Annotated in this window: 14 protein-coding genes and 1 pseudogene; 10 read left to right on the top strand and 5 right to left on the bottom strand. The window is 73.4% G+C overall.

From position 1 onward, the window contains the following. The first annotated feature begins 120 nt into the window (after positions 1–120). On the top strand, positions 121–528 hold the full coding sequence (locus OG594_RS18170; RefSeq protein ID WP_266600146.1) for a PPOX class F420-dependent oxidoreductase: 408 nt from the start codon (positions 121–123) through the stop codon (positions 526–528). 54 nt (positions 529–582) lie between these two features. Here the strand turns inward: OG594_RS18170 and OG594_RS18175 are convergent, their stop codons facing one another. Beyond that, a complete protein-coding gene (locus OG594_RS18175; protein ID WP_266600148.1) occupies positions 583–1,032 on the bottom strand; it encodes a nitroreductase family deazaflavin-dependent oxidoreductase in 450 nt (149 codons plus the stop codon). Between the two features lie 43 nt (positions 1,033–1,075). Then, on the bottom strand, positions 1,076–2,281 hold the full coding sequence (locus OG594_RS18180) for an FAD-dependent monooxygenase (RefSeq protein ID WP_266600150.1): 1,206 nt from the start codon (positions 2,279–2,281) through the stop codon (positions 1,076–1,078). A gap of 98 nt (positions 2,282–2,379) precedes the next feature. Between OG594_RS18180 and OG594_RS18185 the strand changes: the two genes are divergently transcribed. Together OG594_RS18185 and OG594_RS18190 are read left to right on the top strand one after the other, a co-directional pair. Continuing rightward, entirely contained in the window at positions 2,380–3,078 is a 699-nt protein-coding gene (locus tag OG594_RS18185) for a TetR/AcrR family transcriptional regulator (protein ID WP_266600152.1), read from the top strand. 508 nt (positions 3,079–3,586) lie between these two features. Then, positions 3,587–4,990, top strand: a complete 1,404-nt coding sequence (locus OG594_RS18190; protein ID WP_266600154.1) for a S9 family peptidase — start codon at positions 3,587–3,589, stop codon at positions 4,988–4,990. Positions 4,991–5,072: 82 nt separating this feature from the next. On the opposite strand, the gene OG594_RS18195 is transcribed toward OG594_RS18190, so the two are convergent. Continuing rightward, the gene (locus OG594_RS18195) at positions 5,073–6,368 is read right to left on the bottom strand and encodes a GNAT family N-acetyltransferase (RefSeq protein WP_266600156.1); all 1,296 of its coding nucleotides are present in this window, start codon (positions 6,366–6,368) and stop codon (positions 5,073–5,075) included. Positions 6,369–6,615: 247 nt separating this feature from the next. On the opposite strand from OG594_RS18195, the gene OG594_RS18200 reads away from it, so the two are divergent. The 4 genes and pseudogenes from OG594_RS18200 to OG594_RS18215 all read left to right on the top strand — a co-directional run. After that, positions 6,616–7,143, top strand: a complete 528-nt coding sequence (locus OG594_RS18200; RefSeq protein WP_266600158.1) for a hypothetical protein — start codon at positions 6,616–6,618, stop codon at positions 7,141–7,143. A 9-nt stretch (positions 7,144–7,152) separates the two neighbouring features. Then, positions 7,153–7,527, top strand: a complete 375-nt coding sequence (locus OG594_RS18205; RefSeq protein WP_266600160.1) for a VOC family protein — start codon at positions 7,153–7,155, stop codon at positions 7,525–7,527. 466 nt (positions 7,528–7,993) lie between these two features. Beyond that, positions 7,994–8,629, top strand: coding sequence for a VOC family protein (locus tag OG594_RS18210; RefSeq protein WP_266600162.1), 636 nt, complete (start codon positions 7,994–7,996; stop codon positions 8,627–8,629). 140 nt (positions 8,630–8,769) lie between these two features. Further along, positions 8,770–9,364, top strand: a pseudogene (locus OG594_RS18215) (IS5 family transposase); the annotation flags it as partial. Between the two features lie 319 nt (positions 9,365–9,683). On the opposite strand, the gene OG594_RS18220 reads toward OG594_RS18215, so the two are convergent. After that, positions 9,684–11,468, bottom strand: a complete 1,785-nt coding sequence (locus OG594_RS18220; RefSeq protein WP_266600164.1) for a serine hydrolase — start codon at positions 11,466–11,468, stop codon at positions 9,684–9,686. A 686-nt stretch (positions 11,469–12,154) separates the two neighbouring features. Between OG594_RS18220 and OG594_RS18225 the strand changes: the two genes are divergently transcribed. Both OG594_RS18225 and OG594_RS18230 read left to right on the top strand, forming a co-directional pair. Next, entirely contained in the window at positions 12,155–13,270 is a 1,116-nt protein-coding gene (locus OG594_RS18225; protein WP_266600166.1) for a nitronate monooxygenase family protein, read from the top strand. Between the two features lie 5 nt (positions 13,271–13,275). Further along, on the top strand, positions 13,276–14,859 hold the full coding sequence (locus OG594_RS18230; protein ID WP_266600168.1) for an acyl-CoA synthetase: 1,584 nt from the start codon (positions 13,276–13,278) through the stop codon (positions 14,857–14,859). An 18-nt stretch (positions 14,860–14,877) separates the two neighbouring features. On the opposite strand, the gene OG594_RS18235 is transcribed toward OG594_RS18230, so the two are convergent. Beyond that, positions 14,878–15,525 carry a hypothetical protein gene (locus tag OG594_RS18235; protein WP_266600170.1) on the bottom strand — a complete coding sequence of 216 codons (648 nt, stop codon included), beginning with the start codon at positions 15,523–15,525 and terminating at the stop codon, positions 14,878–14,880. A gap of 205 nt (positions 15,526–15,730) precedes the next feature. Here OG594_RS18235 and OG594_RS18240 point away from each other — a divergent pair, with 205 nt between their 5' ends. Further along, positions 15,731–16,834 (top strand): calcium:proton antiporter, encoded by a 1,104-nt coding sequence (locus OG594_RS18240; RefSeq protein WP_266600172.1) that lies wholly within the window; start codon positions 15,731–15,733, stop codon positions 16,832–16,834. The last annotated feature ends 22 nt before the right edge of the window (positions 16,835–16,856 follow it).

Below are 16,856 nucleotides of genomic sequence, written 5' to 3' on the forward strand. Positions count from 1 at the left end.
TGCGGCACGGGGCGGCGGAACTTGCCCGGGGCGGCAGCGGTTTTGCAGGCTGTCCGTTGCCGGTCCCGCCGAGGCCAGTCGGCCCGGGGACGGCAGTCAGCCGAGGGAAGGAACCGCTCCGTGTCCGCCGCACTCTCCGACGACCTGAAGAAACTCATCGACGACAGCCCGGTCTTCGCGACCGTGGCCACGATCCAGCCGGACGGCAGCCCGCAGCTGTCGGTCACCTGGCTCACCCGGGACGGCGACGACCTGCTGGTCTCCACGACGGTCGGCCGCCGCAAGGAGAAGAACCTGCGCGCGGACCCGCGGATCACGGTCATGATCAACCCGGCGAACGCGCCCTACAGCTACGCCGAGGTCCGCGGCACCGCCGAACTGACCACGGAGGGCGGCCAAGAGCTGATCAACGAGCTGTCGCGCAAGTACACGGGCAAGGACTACGCGGACTTCAACCCGGCGTCGAAGGAGGACGCCGAGCGCGTCGTCGTCCGCGTCAGCCCGCGCAAGGTCGTCGGCTCGATCTGACGCTCCCCGGAGGGGCCGGCGGGGGACGGACTCCCGCCGGCGCCTCCGTCGGGGTCATCCAGCGGGTTCGATGACGACGATCGGGATCTCGCGGTCCGTCTTGGCCTGGTACTCGTCGTACGCGGGCCAGTGCCCGACCATCACCGGCCAGTACGCGGCGCGTTCCTCGGGGGTGGCGGTGCGGGCCGTGCCCTGCATGGTCTTCTGGCCGACCTGGATGCGGACCGCGGGGTGCTCGGAGAGGTTCCGGTACCACAGCGGGTGCGCGGGGTCGCCGCCCTTGGAGGCGACGACCAGGTAGGCGCCTTCGGCCTCGCCGTAGATGAGCGGGGTCCGCACGGGCTTGCCGGACACCCGGCCCAGGGTGGTGAGCAGAAGGGTCTGGGTGCCGTTCCAGTACTGGCCCTCGGAGCCGCCCGAGCCCACGTACAGCTTGACGTGGTCCAGCTGCCAGCTTCCCTCCCGGGGGTCGGTCGGGTGGTCCCAGTCGATTTCGGTCGTCATGTGACTCCGCCTGCCTCTGCGTCGAAACGGTCAGCGAACCTCATCAACGAGTGGCAACGCCCGCGGGCACGGTGTCCATTCCGTCGGGGAGCGCGAATCCCTCGAACAGCGCCGCCATCGCCCGGGTCGCGGCCCGGGCCGGGGTGGCGCGGACGGCGAGGTCGCGGACGGCCACCGCGACGGGGTGGGTGAGGGTGGCGACCCGGCCCGCCCGGCGGGCGCGGACGCGGATGGCGTCGGTGCGTGCGCAGCGGGCCGCGCTGTAGGCGGCGAGGGCGGCCGGGACGCCCGCGGCATCGGTGCCGGCCAGGAGGTGGCCGAGGACCGCCGCGTCCTCGACGGCCTGGCAGCCGCCCTGGCCCAGGTTGGGGGTCATGGCGTGGGCGGCGTCGCCGAGCCAGGCCAGGCGCCCGTGGTGGAAGCGGGGGAGCGGGGCCGCCAGGTCGTACAGGTCGTGCTGGAGGACGGCCGCCGGGTCGATCCGCTCCAGCAGGGCCGGGATCGGGTCGTGCCAGGTGCCGTAGCGGCGCAGGAGTTCGGCGCGGACGTCGGCGGGACGATGGCCGGCGGGGACGACGGCCGTGGCGTAGAGGTAGGTCCGGCCGTCGGCGAGCGGGACCACACCGAAGCGCTCGCCGCGGCCCCAGGTCTCGGCGGTCGCCGTCCCCGCGCCGCTCGCGGTGGCGGGCAGGACCGTGCGCCAGGCGGTCTCCCCGCTGTGGTGGAGGCCGGGATGGTCCGGAAAGTACTGGCGGCGCAGGGGACTGTGGATGCCGTCGGCGGCGATGACGAGATCGGCGCCGTGGAGGTCGCCGGCGTCGGTGCGGACCACCGGGGCGCCGTCGGCGTCGTCCACCGAGGTGACGGCGACGCCGTAGCGGATCGCCGTGGCGGGCAGGGCGGCCGCCAGGGCGTCGGCCAGCGCCGAGCGGTGCAGGGCGAGCGGCGGGCCGCCGAAGCGGGCGGCCAGCGCGGCGGTGTCGGCGCGGCTGAGCCAGCGGCCGTCCGGGCGGCGCAGGCCCATCGCCGCGGGTACGGTGCGGCCCGCTGAGCGGGTGAGGTCGAAGCCGATGGTGTCGAAGGCGCGCAGGGCGTTGGGGGCGAGCACGATCCCGGCGCCGACCGCGGTCGGCCCGGCCGCCCGCTCGCACACGGTGACCCGCCAGCCGTGTCGGTGCAGGGCCACGGCCGCGGTGAGCCCGCCGATCCCCGCTCCTGCCACGATCGCGTGACGCTGAACCGTCGACATGACGAGTCCCCCGCTTCCTCTTCCTCGGTACTCCTCCGGCCGGATCCTCTACATGTGTAGAGTCCGATGTCGTCACTCTACACATGTAGAGTGTGTCGATGTCCACCCCTCGCAAGACCCCGCCTGCCGCGGATCGCAGAACGCTGATCGCCGACACGGCGATCGACCTCGTCGCCGCCGCCGGGCTTCGGGGCCTGACCCATCGCGCGGTCGACGGCGCGGCGGGGCTGCCGGCCGGGAGCACCTCGTACTACTTCCGTACGAGGACGGCGCTGATCGGAGCCTGCTACCAGCGGCTGGCCGAGCTGGACCTGGCCGACGTCGGTGAGCTGGGCGACCCGGGTGGCCTCGGCGGCCTGGGTAATCTCGATGGCCCCGGTGACCTGCGCGACCTCGGGGGCGCTCCCGCGTCCGAGGGTCCGCCCGCGCCCCCGGCGGCGGACCGCGAGGGCGCCGCGGCCGCGCTGGCCGGGCTGCTGTACCGCTGGCTGACGGAGGGCCGCGCGCGCCAGTTGGCCCGCTTCGAACTCAGTCTGGAAGCGGCCCGCAATCCCGAACTGGAGGCGGACTTCCACCGGGCGGGTCAGCGGGCCCGGGTCCGGGCCTCGGGCATCCTCGCCGCCCTCGGCGCGCGGCGGTCCGAGGAGGCCGCCGAGCTGCTGGTCGCCTGGACGGACGGGCTCCTCTACGACCGGCTGGCCGGCGCCCTCGCCCGCTCCCGCCCGGCCCCGGACCTCGCCGAACTGACCTCCGTCACCCGGCGGATGCTCGACGCGGTCCTCGCCCACGCGGCCTGACCCGAAGGGTGCCGGGGTCCTTCGGGCCGTGGCGCCGCCGCTCGAAGCCGTGGTGGGCACCTGCGCAGTGGGGGAGGGGCAGGTGCCCACGGGGGCGGCCGCGGGCCGCTCGCCGGTTCGGCCGCCGCTTTTCAGCGTAGGACGTTCCGGGCCGGGAGGGGATGGCGAGCTCGGTACCGGGGCCGGGAACCTCCCGGGGTGGTTGACCGTTCATCCATACGTGGTGCGGGTGAGTGTCCGATGTCCCCGCCCCTCCCGATACGCCCCGGCCGGCCTCCCCCCTGGCCGGCCGGGGCCCGCCCCGATCGGCCTCCCCCCCGGCCGGTCGGGGCCCCTTCCCCCGACCGGCGCAAGGCGGTCGGCCTTCGCAAGCCCGCGCGGACAGGACGGGACGGGGCCCGCGACCTGCGGTTCGGGGCGGGCCGGGGACGGGGCCGGATGCCCCGTCCCGTCCGCACCGGACGGGACGGGAGGCCGCCGCGCCGGCTCGGGGCTACGTTCCGATGGCATGAACCACATATCCGGTGATCGGCACCCCGGCCCCACCCGTCGTGCCCTGCTCACCGCCGGGGCGGGCGCCGCCCTCGCGGCGGGCTGCACCCGCGGCGGCGCCTCAGGCGCTCCGGCGGCGGCGTCCAGCAGCTCTGCCCCGCCCACCGCGGCCGCGGGCGGCCTCACCCCGGGTGCGATGACGCTGTTCAAGGACCCGGCGTACAACTTCAACGGACTCCTCGCGCTCGGTGGCTCGGGCGCCGGCGCCGCCGAGGTCGGCGAGGTCCTCACGGCCGTGAACACGATCAATGCCGCCGGGCTGACCGCGCAGACGTACGTGCAGACCTTCCGCACACTCGGCGACCAGCTCCTGGAGGCACCCCCGGGTGCCCCGGCAGACGGCCAGACCAAGCGGTTCCGGGCGCTGCGCGCGGCCCAGTACTACGCGCAGGCGCTGTTCTTCGTCCTGGGCTCGGACGACCCCGGCAGCGAGGAAGCGCTGTACAAGGCCGGACGCGGGGCCTGGGACACCTTCTGCGGCCTGTGCGAGCCCGCCCCGGTGAAGGCGAACGTGCCCTACGGCGCCACGCCGCTGCCGGTGTGGTTCTTCCGCCCCGACACCTCCGGCACCCCGCGCCCGACGGTGATCCTGACCAACGGCAGCGACGGCCAGAACGTGGACATGTGGACCTACGGGGTCCCGGCCGCGCTGGACCGGGGCTGGAACGCGCTCGTCTACGACGGGCCGGGCCAGGGGCAGCTGCTCTTCGTGGACCAGGTCGTCTTCACGCCCACCTGGGAGAAGGTCGTCACGCCCCTCGTCGACTGGCTGACGGCCCGCTCCGACGTGGACCCGGACAAGATCGCGCTCACGGGGCTGAGCATGGCGGGGGACCTCGCCCCGAGGGCGGCGGCGTTCGAGACCCGGATCGCCGCGCTGGTGGCCATGCCGGGCTGTGTGGAGCCGTGGCTGGGCTTCCCGCCGGAGATCCGGAAGATCCTCACTCCGGACAAGCAGGAGACGAACGACATCTGGAACAAGGAGGTGGTCCCCGAACTGCCTCCGGACGCGGCCGACGTGATGAAGAAGCGCTTCGAGCCGTTCTCCATCCCCGCGATGCTCGAGGCCCGTCGGGGAAAGCTGTTCACCGACTTCTACACCCCCGCCACCCGGATCCAGGCGCTGTCGATCACCGACGTCGTCGGCCGCATCAAGGCACCCACCCTGGTGCTGGACTACGAGGGCGAGCAGTTCTACCCCGGCCAGCCGCGCCGAATGTACGACGCCCTCACCTCGCCCAAGGACTACCTGAAACTGACGGCGGCCGAGGGCGCGCAGCTGCACTGTTCCCCCATGGCCCCGCAACTGCACTGCGAGGTCGTCTTCGACTGGCTCCAGAAGACGCTGCTGAACCGCTGACGGCCGGCCCGCGCTCCAGGCCGGCCCGCGTTCCAGGCCGGCCCGGGCATCGGGCCCTCGGGGCCCGATGCCCACCGCCCCGTCAGAAGCCGAAGGAGTTGTGCGGTTCGGGGTCGGTCCAGAACATCCGGGCCAGCTGCCCGATCGCACCGTCGGTGTGCGCAGTGATGTGCCCCGCACACGCCAGGTGGCGCGCCGACATGCCCCCGAAGTAGAGCGAGCTGAGCGCGGCGAGGGTGATGGTCAGGTCTGCCGTCTCGTCGGTGGGAACGCACGTCGCCACGGGGCCGTCGGCCCTCAGGTGCCACGTTCCGTTGTTCGCCCGGCACATCCGGTCGTCGCCGATCGTGAACCTCAGCTCGCCGGGCGTCAGGTACGAGCGTTGCGTCAGGGCGCGGGGGACGTCGAGAAGGCGCGCCCAGAGGTTGTCCGTCTGGCGGGTGATGCGCATCGCCCGCGGGTTCGTGAGCATCCACCGCAGGGGCTCGTCGCGCGGACGGGCGGCCGCCACGACGGTCTTGGTGAGGTCGAAGTCGATCAGTAGTGCCCACAGGGCACGGTAGGCCACCGGGTTCGTCGCTTCCAGGGCCTCCACCACGAGACTTCCGGCATGGTCCGTGGTCGAAGACCACGGCAGTCGGAAGTTGGCGATGCCGTCCACACGGCCGTGCTGGTCGCGGTGGGTGAGGTAGCGCAGCGGCCCGTTCGTGCCGTCCGCTCCGTCGGACAGCCCGTCCCACTGCCCGGGGAGAGGGCTGAGTTCCCCGACGCGGTGGGCACGCACCTGCGCGTGCACCAGGGGCCAGGCCTGCTTCGCCTGCGCGGCGTCGACCAGCTCCAGCGACCCGGGATCGGGCTCCGCCGGAAGGAGAGCGGCTTCGTGACGGGCCAGCTCCCACCGGGTGCGGTAGGTCGCGGGCGAGAATCCGAACCGCCCGTAGATGCTGCCCTCGCTCGCGCTGAGCATCGCCAACGGCTCGCCCCGCTCCAGGGCCGCATCGAACATGGCCTGCATCATCTGCCGCAGGTACCCGCGCCGGCGGTGCGTCGCGATCACTCCGGTGGAAGTGACGCCGGCCATGCGTCCCGTTCCTCCGCCGGGAACCGTCACCTCGAAGGAGAGGGTGCCGGATGCGCCGACGCACCTGCCGTCGACGAACGCCGCGACCGGGTGGAAGGAGTCGTCCTTGATGTCGGCCGCGGCCAACTCCTCGAGCTGGTCCGCGCTCGCAGGCGCGTTCTGTGGGGGCCAGGGCTCCGGGCCGCCGTGCCACGCCGCGTCCGCGGGCTCCCAGCTCGGCAATCCGTTTGTGAACGGTAATGCCCGGTAGTACGCAGTCATCTCGTCGTGTCGCGGCGGGCGGACCTCGGTCACCATGCCGGCCATTGCATCCACGACCTGCTCGGTCGAGCAACTGGATTTCTGCTCCGGGCCCGCGCGTCGGAGGATCCGGCCACGGGCGGCCAGCCCCGGAACCCGATCCGGGGCAGCGGCGCTGCGGCTCATTTCCGGTCGGATGCTCCGCGAGGGCCAATTCCGTGGCCGGGGCCGTTCCGGACCCGCATGATGGGGCGTCGCCGTTCGGCGGCTCGATGACGGTCCTTCGATGCGGAGCGGGGATGCCATGGCGACCATCGCGGTGACGGGCCACGTGAACCTCACCGGGGCGAGCCTTCCCCTGGTCGCAGGGGCGCTGGCCCCGCTGCTCGCCCGCTACCCGGCCGCTGAGCTCACCGGAATGTCCTGCCTGGCCGCCGGCGCGGACACGGTCTTCGCGGACGCCGTCCTCGCGCTGGGCGGGCGGCTGGTGGCGGTGCTCCCCTCGACCGACTACCGCGCACGCATGCTGGACGGACCGCACGGCGCCGCGTTCGACCGCCTCCTGCGAGCAGCCGCCGAGGTCAAGGTCATGCCGTACCGAAGGGCGGGTGCGACCGCTTACGCCGCTGCCAACCGACTGCTCCTCGGCCGGGCCGAGCTCCTGGTCGCGGTCTGGGACGGCGGTCCGGGCGGCAGGCGGGGCGGGACGGGCGACGCCGTGGCGACGGCCCGCGCGCAGGGGACGCCGGTGGAGGTCGTCTGGCCGTCCGGTGCCGCTCGCCGGCCCGTGGTCCGGCCCGATCGACGGGGCGCCCCCGCGCGTAAGACCTAGGATCCGGTCATGATCGCTGAACTGCAATGCGTGGTCCTGGACTGTCCCGAGCCGCAGGCGCTCGCCGAGTTCTACCGGTCCCTGCTGGGCGGGAACGTCAACCAGCCGGACCGGCGGTGGTCGCTCGACGAGAGCTGGGCGACGCTCCACACGCCCTCGGGCCTGGTCCTCGCCTTCCAACAGGCCCTGGACCACGTCCCGCCGCGCTGGCCCGACCCCGCCCGGCCCCAGCAGTTCCACCTGGACCTCGGCGTCCCGGACCTGGACCGGGCACAGGAGGAGGTGCTGGCCGCCGGCGGGACGCTGCTCGACGGCTCGGACGGGCGCGGCTGGCGGATCTACGCGGACCCGGCGGGGCATCCCTTCTGCCTCGTACGGCACTAGGCCCAGTCGTCAAGGTCCTGTCGGGCCCGCGATGCCCGGCACCGCACCTGGCCGCGTGGTCGGGGCGCCCGAGTGCGTCCCGTACGCGGGTACGTCCCGTACACGGGCGCTCCTCCGCCTTGCCCTGCTTCCCCTCGGCCCTGGCGGGCCCGGGGAGACCCCGTGGCACCGGACGCCGCGGCCTCGGCCGACGCCACTGTGACGACAGGGCCTAGGTTTCTTGCCGCGGCGGCGGGTCGGCCAGGTCGTCTCTTGCAAGTGCGGTGCGCAGGGTGCTGCATGCCGGATCGAAATCCTGTGGCAGCAGCGCTGCTGCCCGGCTTCGACCGGGCCTCCCCGCCGGGATGACGATGATCGATCCGATCCACGGCTGAATCCATGGCGGACGCGGACGCGGACACGGCTGGGGCCGGGGTGGCGGGCGTGGCGTCGGGATTTGTACGGGTGGTCGGGTGATGATGGCGAAGTGCGACTTGATCACGTGTCCTATGCGGTGGCCCGCGACAGCTTCGTCTCGACCGTCCAGTGGATCGGATCGGCCCTCGGCGCCGGGTTCGTCGACGGGGGCGTGCACCCGCGATTCGGCACCCGCAATTTCATTCTCCCGTTGAGCGGCGGCACCTACGTCGAGGTCGTCACCACACTGGACCACCCCGCCGCCGACCGCGCACCCTTCGGCCAGGCGGTCGCGCGCCGCGCCGCCGAGGGCGGCGGTTGGCTCGGTTGGGTGGTCTCCGTCGACGACATCGCCCCGGTCGAGGCCCGCCTCGGCCGGACCTCGGCCGAGGGCCACCGTGTCCGCCCCGACGGGTTCGACCTGAGGTGGAAGCAGATCGGCCTGCTGGAACTGCTGGAGGACCCGCAACTGCCCTACTTCCTTCAGTGGTTGGTCCCCAACGAGGAGCGCCCGAGCGCCGACCCGCGCACCTCCAGCACCATCCACGGGGTCTCCATCGCCGGTGACGCCGCCTCCATCGCCGAATTCCTCGGCGAACCGGCCGACCACCCCCTCGACCAGATCGACGTCACCTGGGTCGAGGATGAGGAACCGGGCCTGGTCTCGGTCGAGTTCGCCACCGCCCACGGCCCGGTCACGATCTGACCAGGGCCCGACTGCCCCGCGGGAGCAGCCGGCTGGGTCTCCTGGCTCGCGGATGTCCCTTTGCTGGGTTGGTCAGCCGATCGGATGTGTCGGCCCGATGAGTGATCACTGATGCGGTGCGGGGCCGGATCGAGCCGCTGATGCCGGCCGATCCGGTCGGTGGACGGCGGTGGGCTGATCACCGCCGAACGTTCGAGGCCATCGCGTGGAAGTACCGTGCCAACGCGCCCGGGCGGGACCTGCCCGACGAGCTCGGCCCGCTCCAGACCGCCCACAAACGGCTGATCAGATGAGCCGTCGACGGAACCTGGCAGAACATCCCGACCGCCGTGCTGGCGACCGCGGACGCCGATGACGGCATCGGCTGGACCGTCTCGGTCGACTCCACCGCCGTCCGCGCCCACCAGCATTCCGCCGGAGCACGCAAAAAGGGGCTGAAGGCCGCAGCGAGCCCGCCGACCACGCCCTCGGACGCTCACGCGGCGGCCTGAGCGCCATGGTCTACCTGGCTGCCGACGACCGTGCACGGCCCCCGGTCCTGACCGTCACCGCGGGCCACGCCGGCAACGCACCCGCCTCGACGCGGTGGTGGCCCGCATCCGCGTGCCACGAAGCGGGCCCGGCCGGCCCCGAACCCGGCCGTTGGCCGTGCTCGCGGACCGGGCCTACTCCTCCCGCGCCATCCGGTCCCACCTGCGACGCCACGGGATCCGCGCGGTCATCCCGCAGCCGTCCGTCTAGGCCGTCTCTTTGGGATCTTGTCGACCGAGCCCGCGGCGGCCGGTGCCCTGGGGTCTCCCCAGGCTCGCAGGGCCGAGGGGAAGCAGGGCAAGGCGGAGGGGCGCCCGTGTACTGGACGTACTCGGGCGCCCCGACAACGCACCGAGGTGCGGTGCCGGGCGTCGCGGCCCGGCACGATCCGAGCGAGACGGCCTAGACCCGCCACCGCCTGCGGCGAGGACGCCGAGGCGGCCGCCCGCTCGGCTTCGACGTCGAGATGCAGCGGCGCGGCCTGGCCTCGCCTACCGGGCAGCACTCCACCTCGCCGCCTAGGTCAGTCCGCCGAACGGGTCCAGCCGATGGCCTCGATGCGGTCGGCGTCGGCGGGGCGGTCCTCCGCGAAGAGCAGGCGGCCCGGTTCCGCCACGCGGACCACGTCCACGTAGGCCCCGCGCCCCACGTAGCGGCCGGTCGCGGTGTGGCGGAAGCGCAGCCGTACCTCGCGTCCCGCCCAAGCGGCCGTGAGGGGGGCTTCGAGTCGGTGCCAGACACGGCCCGACCAGCCGCTCACGGAGCCCCGCGGCCACTGCTCGGGCGTGCCGCCGGTGGACCGCAGCGTGCTGAAGGGCAGCGCTTCCCAGTGCTCCCCGTCGGCGGAGGCCTCCAGGTGCAGGGCGCCCTCGCCGGGCACGGTGTCCCACCACACGGCGCAGCGCAGCCGGGCGGCGGCCGTGGCCGGGACGAGCGGCGGCAGCGTGAGGGTGCCCGAGGCGCCCGCCCGGATGCCGGAGAACCAGGCCGCGCCGCCGTGCCGGGTGCGGACCGGGACGGCGCGGGCGAAGCGGTTGCCGACCGCGACCCGGGGCGCGCTGCCGGCCCGCCAGGTCCGCACGGGGTGCACGGAGTTGCCGAGCAGGATCAGGAACGAATCGGTGGAGGGGTCGAGGACGAGGGAGGTGCCGGTGAAGCCGGTGTGCCCGGCGGAGTGCGGGGTGGCCATGGCGCCCATGTACCAGTGCTGGTAGAGCTCGAAGCCGAGACCGTGGTCGTCGCCGGGGAAGGCCGTGTTGTAGTCGGTGAAGAGCAGCTCGACGGAGGCCGGGCGCAGGATGCGCTTGCCCGCGTAGACACCGCCGTCGAGGAGGGCGCGGGCGAGCACGGCCAGGTCCCAGGCGGTGCCGAAGACCCCGGCGTGGCCCGCGACGCCGCCGAGCGCGTACGCGTTCTCGTCGTGGACCTCGCCCCACACCAGCCCGCGGTCCAGGCCGGACCAGGGCGGGCGCTGCACCTCGGTGGCGGCGATCACCCGGCGCCAGGAGCGCGGTGGGTTGTAACGAGTGCGGTGCATCCCGAGCGGAGCGGTGATCTCGTCGCGGAGCAGGACGTCCAAAGTGCGACCGGTGATCCGTTCCAGGAGCAGTTGCAGCGCGATGAGGTTGAGGTCGGAATACCGGTAGACGGTCCCGGGGGTCTCCTGCGGCCTGACCGACCACAGCAGCCTCAGCTGCCCCTCCCGCGTGGACTCTTGGTAGAAGGGCGCCCAGGAGCGCAACCCCGAGGTGTGCGTGAGCAGCTGACGGACCGTGACGATCTCCTTGCCGCCCCCGGTGAACTCCGGCAGGTACCGGCATACCGGAGCCTCCAGTTCCAGGCGCCCGCGCTCCATCTGCTGGACGGCCAGGACGGAGGTGAACAGCTTGGTCAGCGAGGCCAGGTCGAAGACCGTGTCCTCGGCCATCGCGATCCGTTCGGCCGCCGGGAACTCCTTGACCCGGTCGGTCCGTCCGTCGTAGTCCGCGTACCGGACCGCGTACCCCATGGCACGGTGCAGGGCGATGGTGCGGCCCCGGCCGGCGAGGACCACCGCCCCCGCGTAGTAGGGGTGTTCGGGGGAGGGGCCCAGGAAGCGCCGGGCCTCGTCCGCCACCCCCTCCAGGTGCTTCTCCAGCAACCCGGCCTGGCGGGCGGATCCGTACCGCAGCCGCAGGCCCTGGAGCGCGCGCCGTTCCGCCGGGCCGCCCGCGGCACCCGCGGCACCCGCGGAGCCGGGGAGCGCGGCGTGCAGGACGAGCACCCCGCCGAGGGCGAGCAGTCGCGCCCCGAGCCGTCGCCGCGTCAACCCGCCACCGGCCGCTCCGGGCCGGCCGCTTGCCCTCTCGGGCCAGCCGCCTGTTCCCTCGGGCCCGCCGCCTGTCCTCTCGGGCCGGCCGCCTGTCGCGTCGGGCTGGCCGCCTGTCCTCTCGGGCTGGCCGCCTGTTCCCTCGGGCCGGCCGCCTGTCCCCTCGGGCTGGCCGCTCGTCTTCTCGGGGCCGCCCGTTGCGGCCCGTGCGGGTCGGGCTCCTCCGCCCGCCACGCCGAAAGCCCCCGTGCGTACCGTCATGTCCGCCCTCCTGTCCGCTGTCCACCTGCGGCGCCGTCTCCCAGGGCTCCGCCCCGGGCCCGCGCCTCAATGCCGGCGGGGCTGGGATGGTCCCGACCCGCGTTGCCGTTTCCCGGCGCTCCGCCCCGGGTTCCGCACCTCACACGCCGACGGGGCTGGACTGCCCCGCCGACCCCTGCGGCGTCACCGCCCAGGGCGCCGCCCGGGGTCCGGGCCCCGGAAGCCTCCCGGAACAGCCGAGCGCGCCGCGGGCGAACGGGCCCCGGGCCTCCCGGATCCGCCGAGCGCGCCGCAGGCGCTTCCGCACGCTAGTGGGTATCTGCCCGCCCACCGGGCACCCTCCGCACCGACCGACCCGTAAAGAATCTGACACTGCATCAGAAAATCTCTTCCCTCGACCGCCGGGCTGCGGCATCCTGCCGCCCATGGAGACGGAGCTGAGCAAGAAACTGGGTGTCGAGCACGCCATCTTCGGCTTCACGCCCTTCCCGGCGGTCGCCGCCGCGATTACCCGAGCGGGCGGTTTCGGTGTCCTCGGCGCGGTCCGCTACACGGCCCCCGACGACCTGAAACGCGACCTCGACTGGATGCAGGCGCACACCGACGGCAAGCCCTACGGCCTCGACGTCGTCATGCCCGCCAAGAAGGCCGTCGACGGCATCGGTGAAGCCGACATCGAGGCGATGATCCCGGCCGCGCACCGCGCCTTCGTCCGCGAAACCCTCGCCAAGCACCACGTGCCCGAGCTCGCCGAGGGCGAGGCCTCCGGCTGGCGGATCACCGGCTGGATGGAACAGGTCGCCCGGAGCCAGCTCGACGTCGCCTTCGACTACCCCATCAAACTCCTGGCGAACGCCCTCGGTTCCCCGCCCGCCGACGTCATCGCGCGCGCCCACGACCACGGCGTCCTCGTCGCCGCCCTCGCCGGCAGCGCCAAGCACGCCCGCCGCCACGCCGAAGCCGGCATCGACATCGTCGTCGCCCAGGGCTACGAGGCCGGCGGCCACACCGGCGACATCGCCACCATGGTCCTGGTCCCCGAGATCGTCGAGGCCGTCGACCCCCTCCCGGTCCTCGCCGCCGGCGGCATCGGCAGCGGCGAGCAGATCGCCGCCGGCCTCGCCCTCGGCGCCCAGGGCGCCTGGCTCGGCTCGCTCTGGCTCACCACCACCGAGGCCGACCTCCACTCGCGCGCCCTCACCGAGAAACTGCTCGCCGCCGGCTCCGGCGACACCGTCCGCTCCCGCGCCCTCACCGGCAAACCCGCCCGCCAGTTGCGCACCGAATGGACCGACGCCTGGGACGACCCGGCGGGCCCGGGCGCGCTCCCCATGCCGCTCCAGGGCCTGCTCGTCGCCGAAGCCGTCTCCCGGATCCAGAAGTACGAGATCCAGCCCCTGCTCGGCACCCCCGTCGGCCAGATCGTCGGCCGGATGACCGAGGAACGCAGCGTCCGGGCCGTCTTCGACGACCTCACCAGCGGGTTCGAGAGGGCGATCGACCGCATCAACCGCATCGCCGGCCGAGTCCGAGAGGCGTGACCGACATGACCGCGACGACGTCCACGACCCCCGCCGCCGACCAGCAGCCGCCCAACGGCTTCTGGGCCCAGGCCGCCGCCGACCCCGGGCGCGCCGTCCTGGTGACCCCCGAGGGCGAGGAATGGAGCGCCGGCCGGCTGCACGCCGACGTCAACCGCCTCGTCCACGGACTGCGCGCCGCCGGCCTGGAGGAGGGCGACGTCTTCGCCGTCGTCCTCCCCAACGGCGTCGAGTTCCTCACCGCCTATCTGGCCGCCTCCCAGGCGGGCTTCTACCTCGTCCCCGTCAACCACCACCTCGTCGGCCCCGAGATCGCCTGGATCGTCTCCGACTCCGGAGCCAAGGTCCTCATCGCCCACGAGCGCTTCGCCGACGCCGCCACCGCCGCCGCCGACGAGGCCGCCCTGCCCGCGAGCCACCGCTACGCCGTCGGAGCGGTCGCGGGCTTCCGGCCGTACGCGCAGCTCCTCGACGGGCAGCCCGCGACCGTCCCCGAGGGCCGCACGCTGGGCTGGGTCATGAACTACACCTCCGGCACCACCGGCCGCCCGCGCGGCATCCGCCGCCCGCTGCCCGGCAAGCTCCCGGAGGAGACGTACCTGGGCGGCTTCCTCGGCATCTTCGGCATCCGGCCCTTCGACGGCAACGTCCACCTGGTCTGCTCGCCGCTGTACCACACGGCCGTCCTCCAATTCGCGGGCGCCGCCCTGCACATCGGGCACCCGCTCGTCCTCATGGACAAGTGGAGCCCGCAGGAGATGCTGCGCCTGATCGACACGCACGCCTGCACGCACACCCACATGGTCCCGACCCAGTTCCACCGGCTCCTCGCCCTCCCGCAGGAGACGAAGGACGCCTACGACGTCTCCTCGATGCGGCACGCCATCCACGGCGCCGCGCCCTGCCCCGACCACGTCAAACGGGCGATGATCGACTGGTGGGGCGGCTGTGTGGAGGAGTACTACGCGGCCAGCGAGGGCGGCGGCGCCTTCGCAACCGCCGAGGACTGGCTGAAGAAGCCGGGAACCGTCGGCAAGGCCTGGCCGATCAGTGAACTCGCCATCTTCGACGACGACGGCAACCGGCTGCCCGCCGGGGAACTGGGCACCGTCTACCTCAAGATGAACACCGGCGGCTTCAGCTACCACAAGGACGAGGGCAAGACGCGGAAGAACCGGATCGGCGACTTCTTCACGGTCGGCGACCTGGGGCTGTTGGACGAGGAGGGCTACCTCTTCCTCCGCGACCGGAAGATCGACATGATCATCTCGGGCGGGGTCAACATCTACCCGGCTGAGATCGAATCGGCCCTGCTCACCCACCCGGCCGTGGCGGACGCCGCCGCCTTCGGCATCCCGCACGCCGACTGGGGCGAGCAGGTCAAGGCGGTCGTCGAACCGGCCGAGGGCTTCGTCGCGGGCGACGCCCTGGCCGCGGAGATCCTGCACCACTGCGAGCGGCAGCTCGCCGGCTACAAGCGCCCCAAGACGGTCGACTTCATCGAGACGATGCCGCGCGACCCGAACGGCAAGCTCTACAAGCGGCGGCTGCGCGATCCGTACTGGGAGGGCCACGAGCGCGCGATGTGAGCCCGCCGGCCGACCACGTCACCAGTACGTGAAGTCGCACACCCCGGCGCCGTACGGGTCCTCGGCCTCCGAGGCGTTCTGATCGAGCTCGCCCCGTACGAGGGAGGGCAGTGCCGCCATCAGCGCGGTGCACCCCCCCTCGTACGCGTCCCCCGAGGTCCAGTAGGGACACGTCCACGCCGATCCGAGCGGCCGGCCTGCCGGTCTTGCCGGCCCTGCCGGCACTGCCGGACCATCGGTCCGGTCCACGTACAGCCGCACCGTGTCCGGGCCGGTCACCAGGAATCCGCCGAGCAGCAGCTCGGGCTCCGGCACGGACTCCGGGGGCACGGAGAACGGGCTCAGCACGGAGACCGCGGCGTGCAGCGCGTCGCTGCGGTCGTACCCGGGATCCTCCCCGAAGCGCACGGCCTCGGCGCCGGCGTCAACGACGGGGATGCCCGGCCCGTCCCGGACGGCGGGCTCCGGCGGCGGCCCGGCGGCGAGCCGCCGCAGTGTCCCCTCGATCGCCGGCCCACGGGAGGTTGGTGTCGTACGCGTCGACCAGGGCAGGTCGTAGGCGACCGACGTACCCGGAGCATGGCCGTCCCACAGGACCACACGGGTGAGACCCGGCCGCTCGGCCCCCGGCGCGGGGGAGACGTGGCGCAGCAGCGCCCAGAGCACGGTGCGGTGCAGGTCGGTCGTTTCGCCCTCGGTCCCGTCCGACCGCGCGTCCGCCGGGGTCGTGCCCCCATCCTCGGGCCCCCGATCATCCGGCCCGGGCGATCGGAACCGGCCACACCGGGTAATCCGTGAGAAACGCCACGTCAAGACCCCGGAGGCGTGCCTTGCGACGCACTTGAGGGACGCATCTGGCAACTTGGCACATATGGGTACGACTAAGCGCAGATCCTTCCTGACCGACTGGACCGTCGTGGTCCCCGTGGTGGCGCTGGTCGCGCTCGTCTTCAGCTGGGGGCGGGACCTGCCCGGTTTCGCCGTGGCGCTCGTCGCCCTCTGCCTGGCCGGTGCGGTCCTCGCCGCCGTCCACCACGCCGAGGTCGTCGCGCACCGGGTCGGTGAACCCTTCGGCTCCCTCGTCCTCGCCGTGGCCGTCACCGTCATCGAGGTGGCGCTCATCGTCACCCTGATGGCCGACGGCGGCGACAAGTCCGCCTCGCTCGCCCGGGACACGGTCTTCGCCGCCGTCATGATCACGTGCAACGGGATCGTCGGCCTGTCGCTGCTCGTCGGCGCCCTGCGCAACCGGATCGCCGTCTTCAACCCCGAAGGGTCCGGCGCCGCCCTCGCCACCGTCGCGACGCTGGCCACCCTCAGCCTGGTCCTGCCGACCTTCACCACCAGCAAGCCCGGCCCCGAGTTCTCGGCCGCGCAGCTCATCTTCGCCGCCGTCGCCTCGCTCGCCCTCTACGGACTCTTCGTCGCCGTCCAGACGGTCCGCCACCGCAGCTACTTCCTGCCCGTGGACACCGGAACGGGCTCCGGCGACGCCGACGGTCACGCCGAGCCGCCCACCGTCCGCACCGCCTTCCTCAGCCTCGGCCTGCTGCTGATCGCGCTCGTCGCGGTGGTCGGCGACGCCAAGGCCGTCTCCCCGACCATCGAGCGGGCCGTCGCGGCCGCCGGCCTGCCCCAGGCGGTCGTCGGTGTGATCATCGCTCTGCTCGTCCTGCTGCCCGAGACCCTCGCCGCCGTTCGCGCCGCCCGCCGCGACCGCGTGCAGACCAGTCTCAACCTGGCCTACGGGTCAGCCATCGCCAGCATCGGCCTGACCATCCCCGCCATCGCCCTGGCCTCGATCTGGCTCTCCGGCCCGCTCCTGCTCGGCCTCGGCCCGATCCACATGGTGCTGCTCGCGCTGACCGTCGTGGTCAGCGCCCTCACCATCGTCCCCGGGCGCGCCACGCTGCTCCAGGGCGGCGTGCACATCGTGCTGCTGGCCGCGTACCTCTTCCTGGCCGTCAGCCCGTGAGGGACCGGGGCCGGGACCCGGG

Origin of the sequence: Streptomyces sp. NBC_01214 (assembly GCF_026340975.1) — a bacterium.
Lineage (GTDB): Bacteria > Actinomycetota > Actinomycetes > Streptomycetales > Streptomycetaceae > Streptomyces.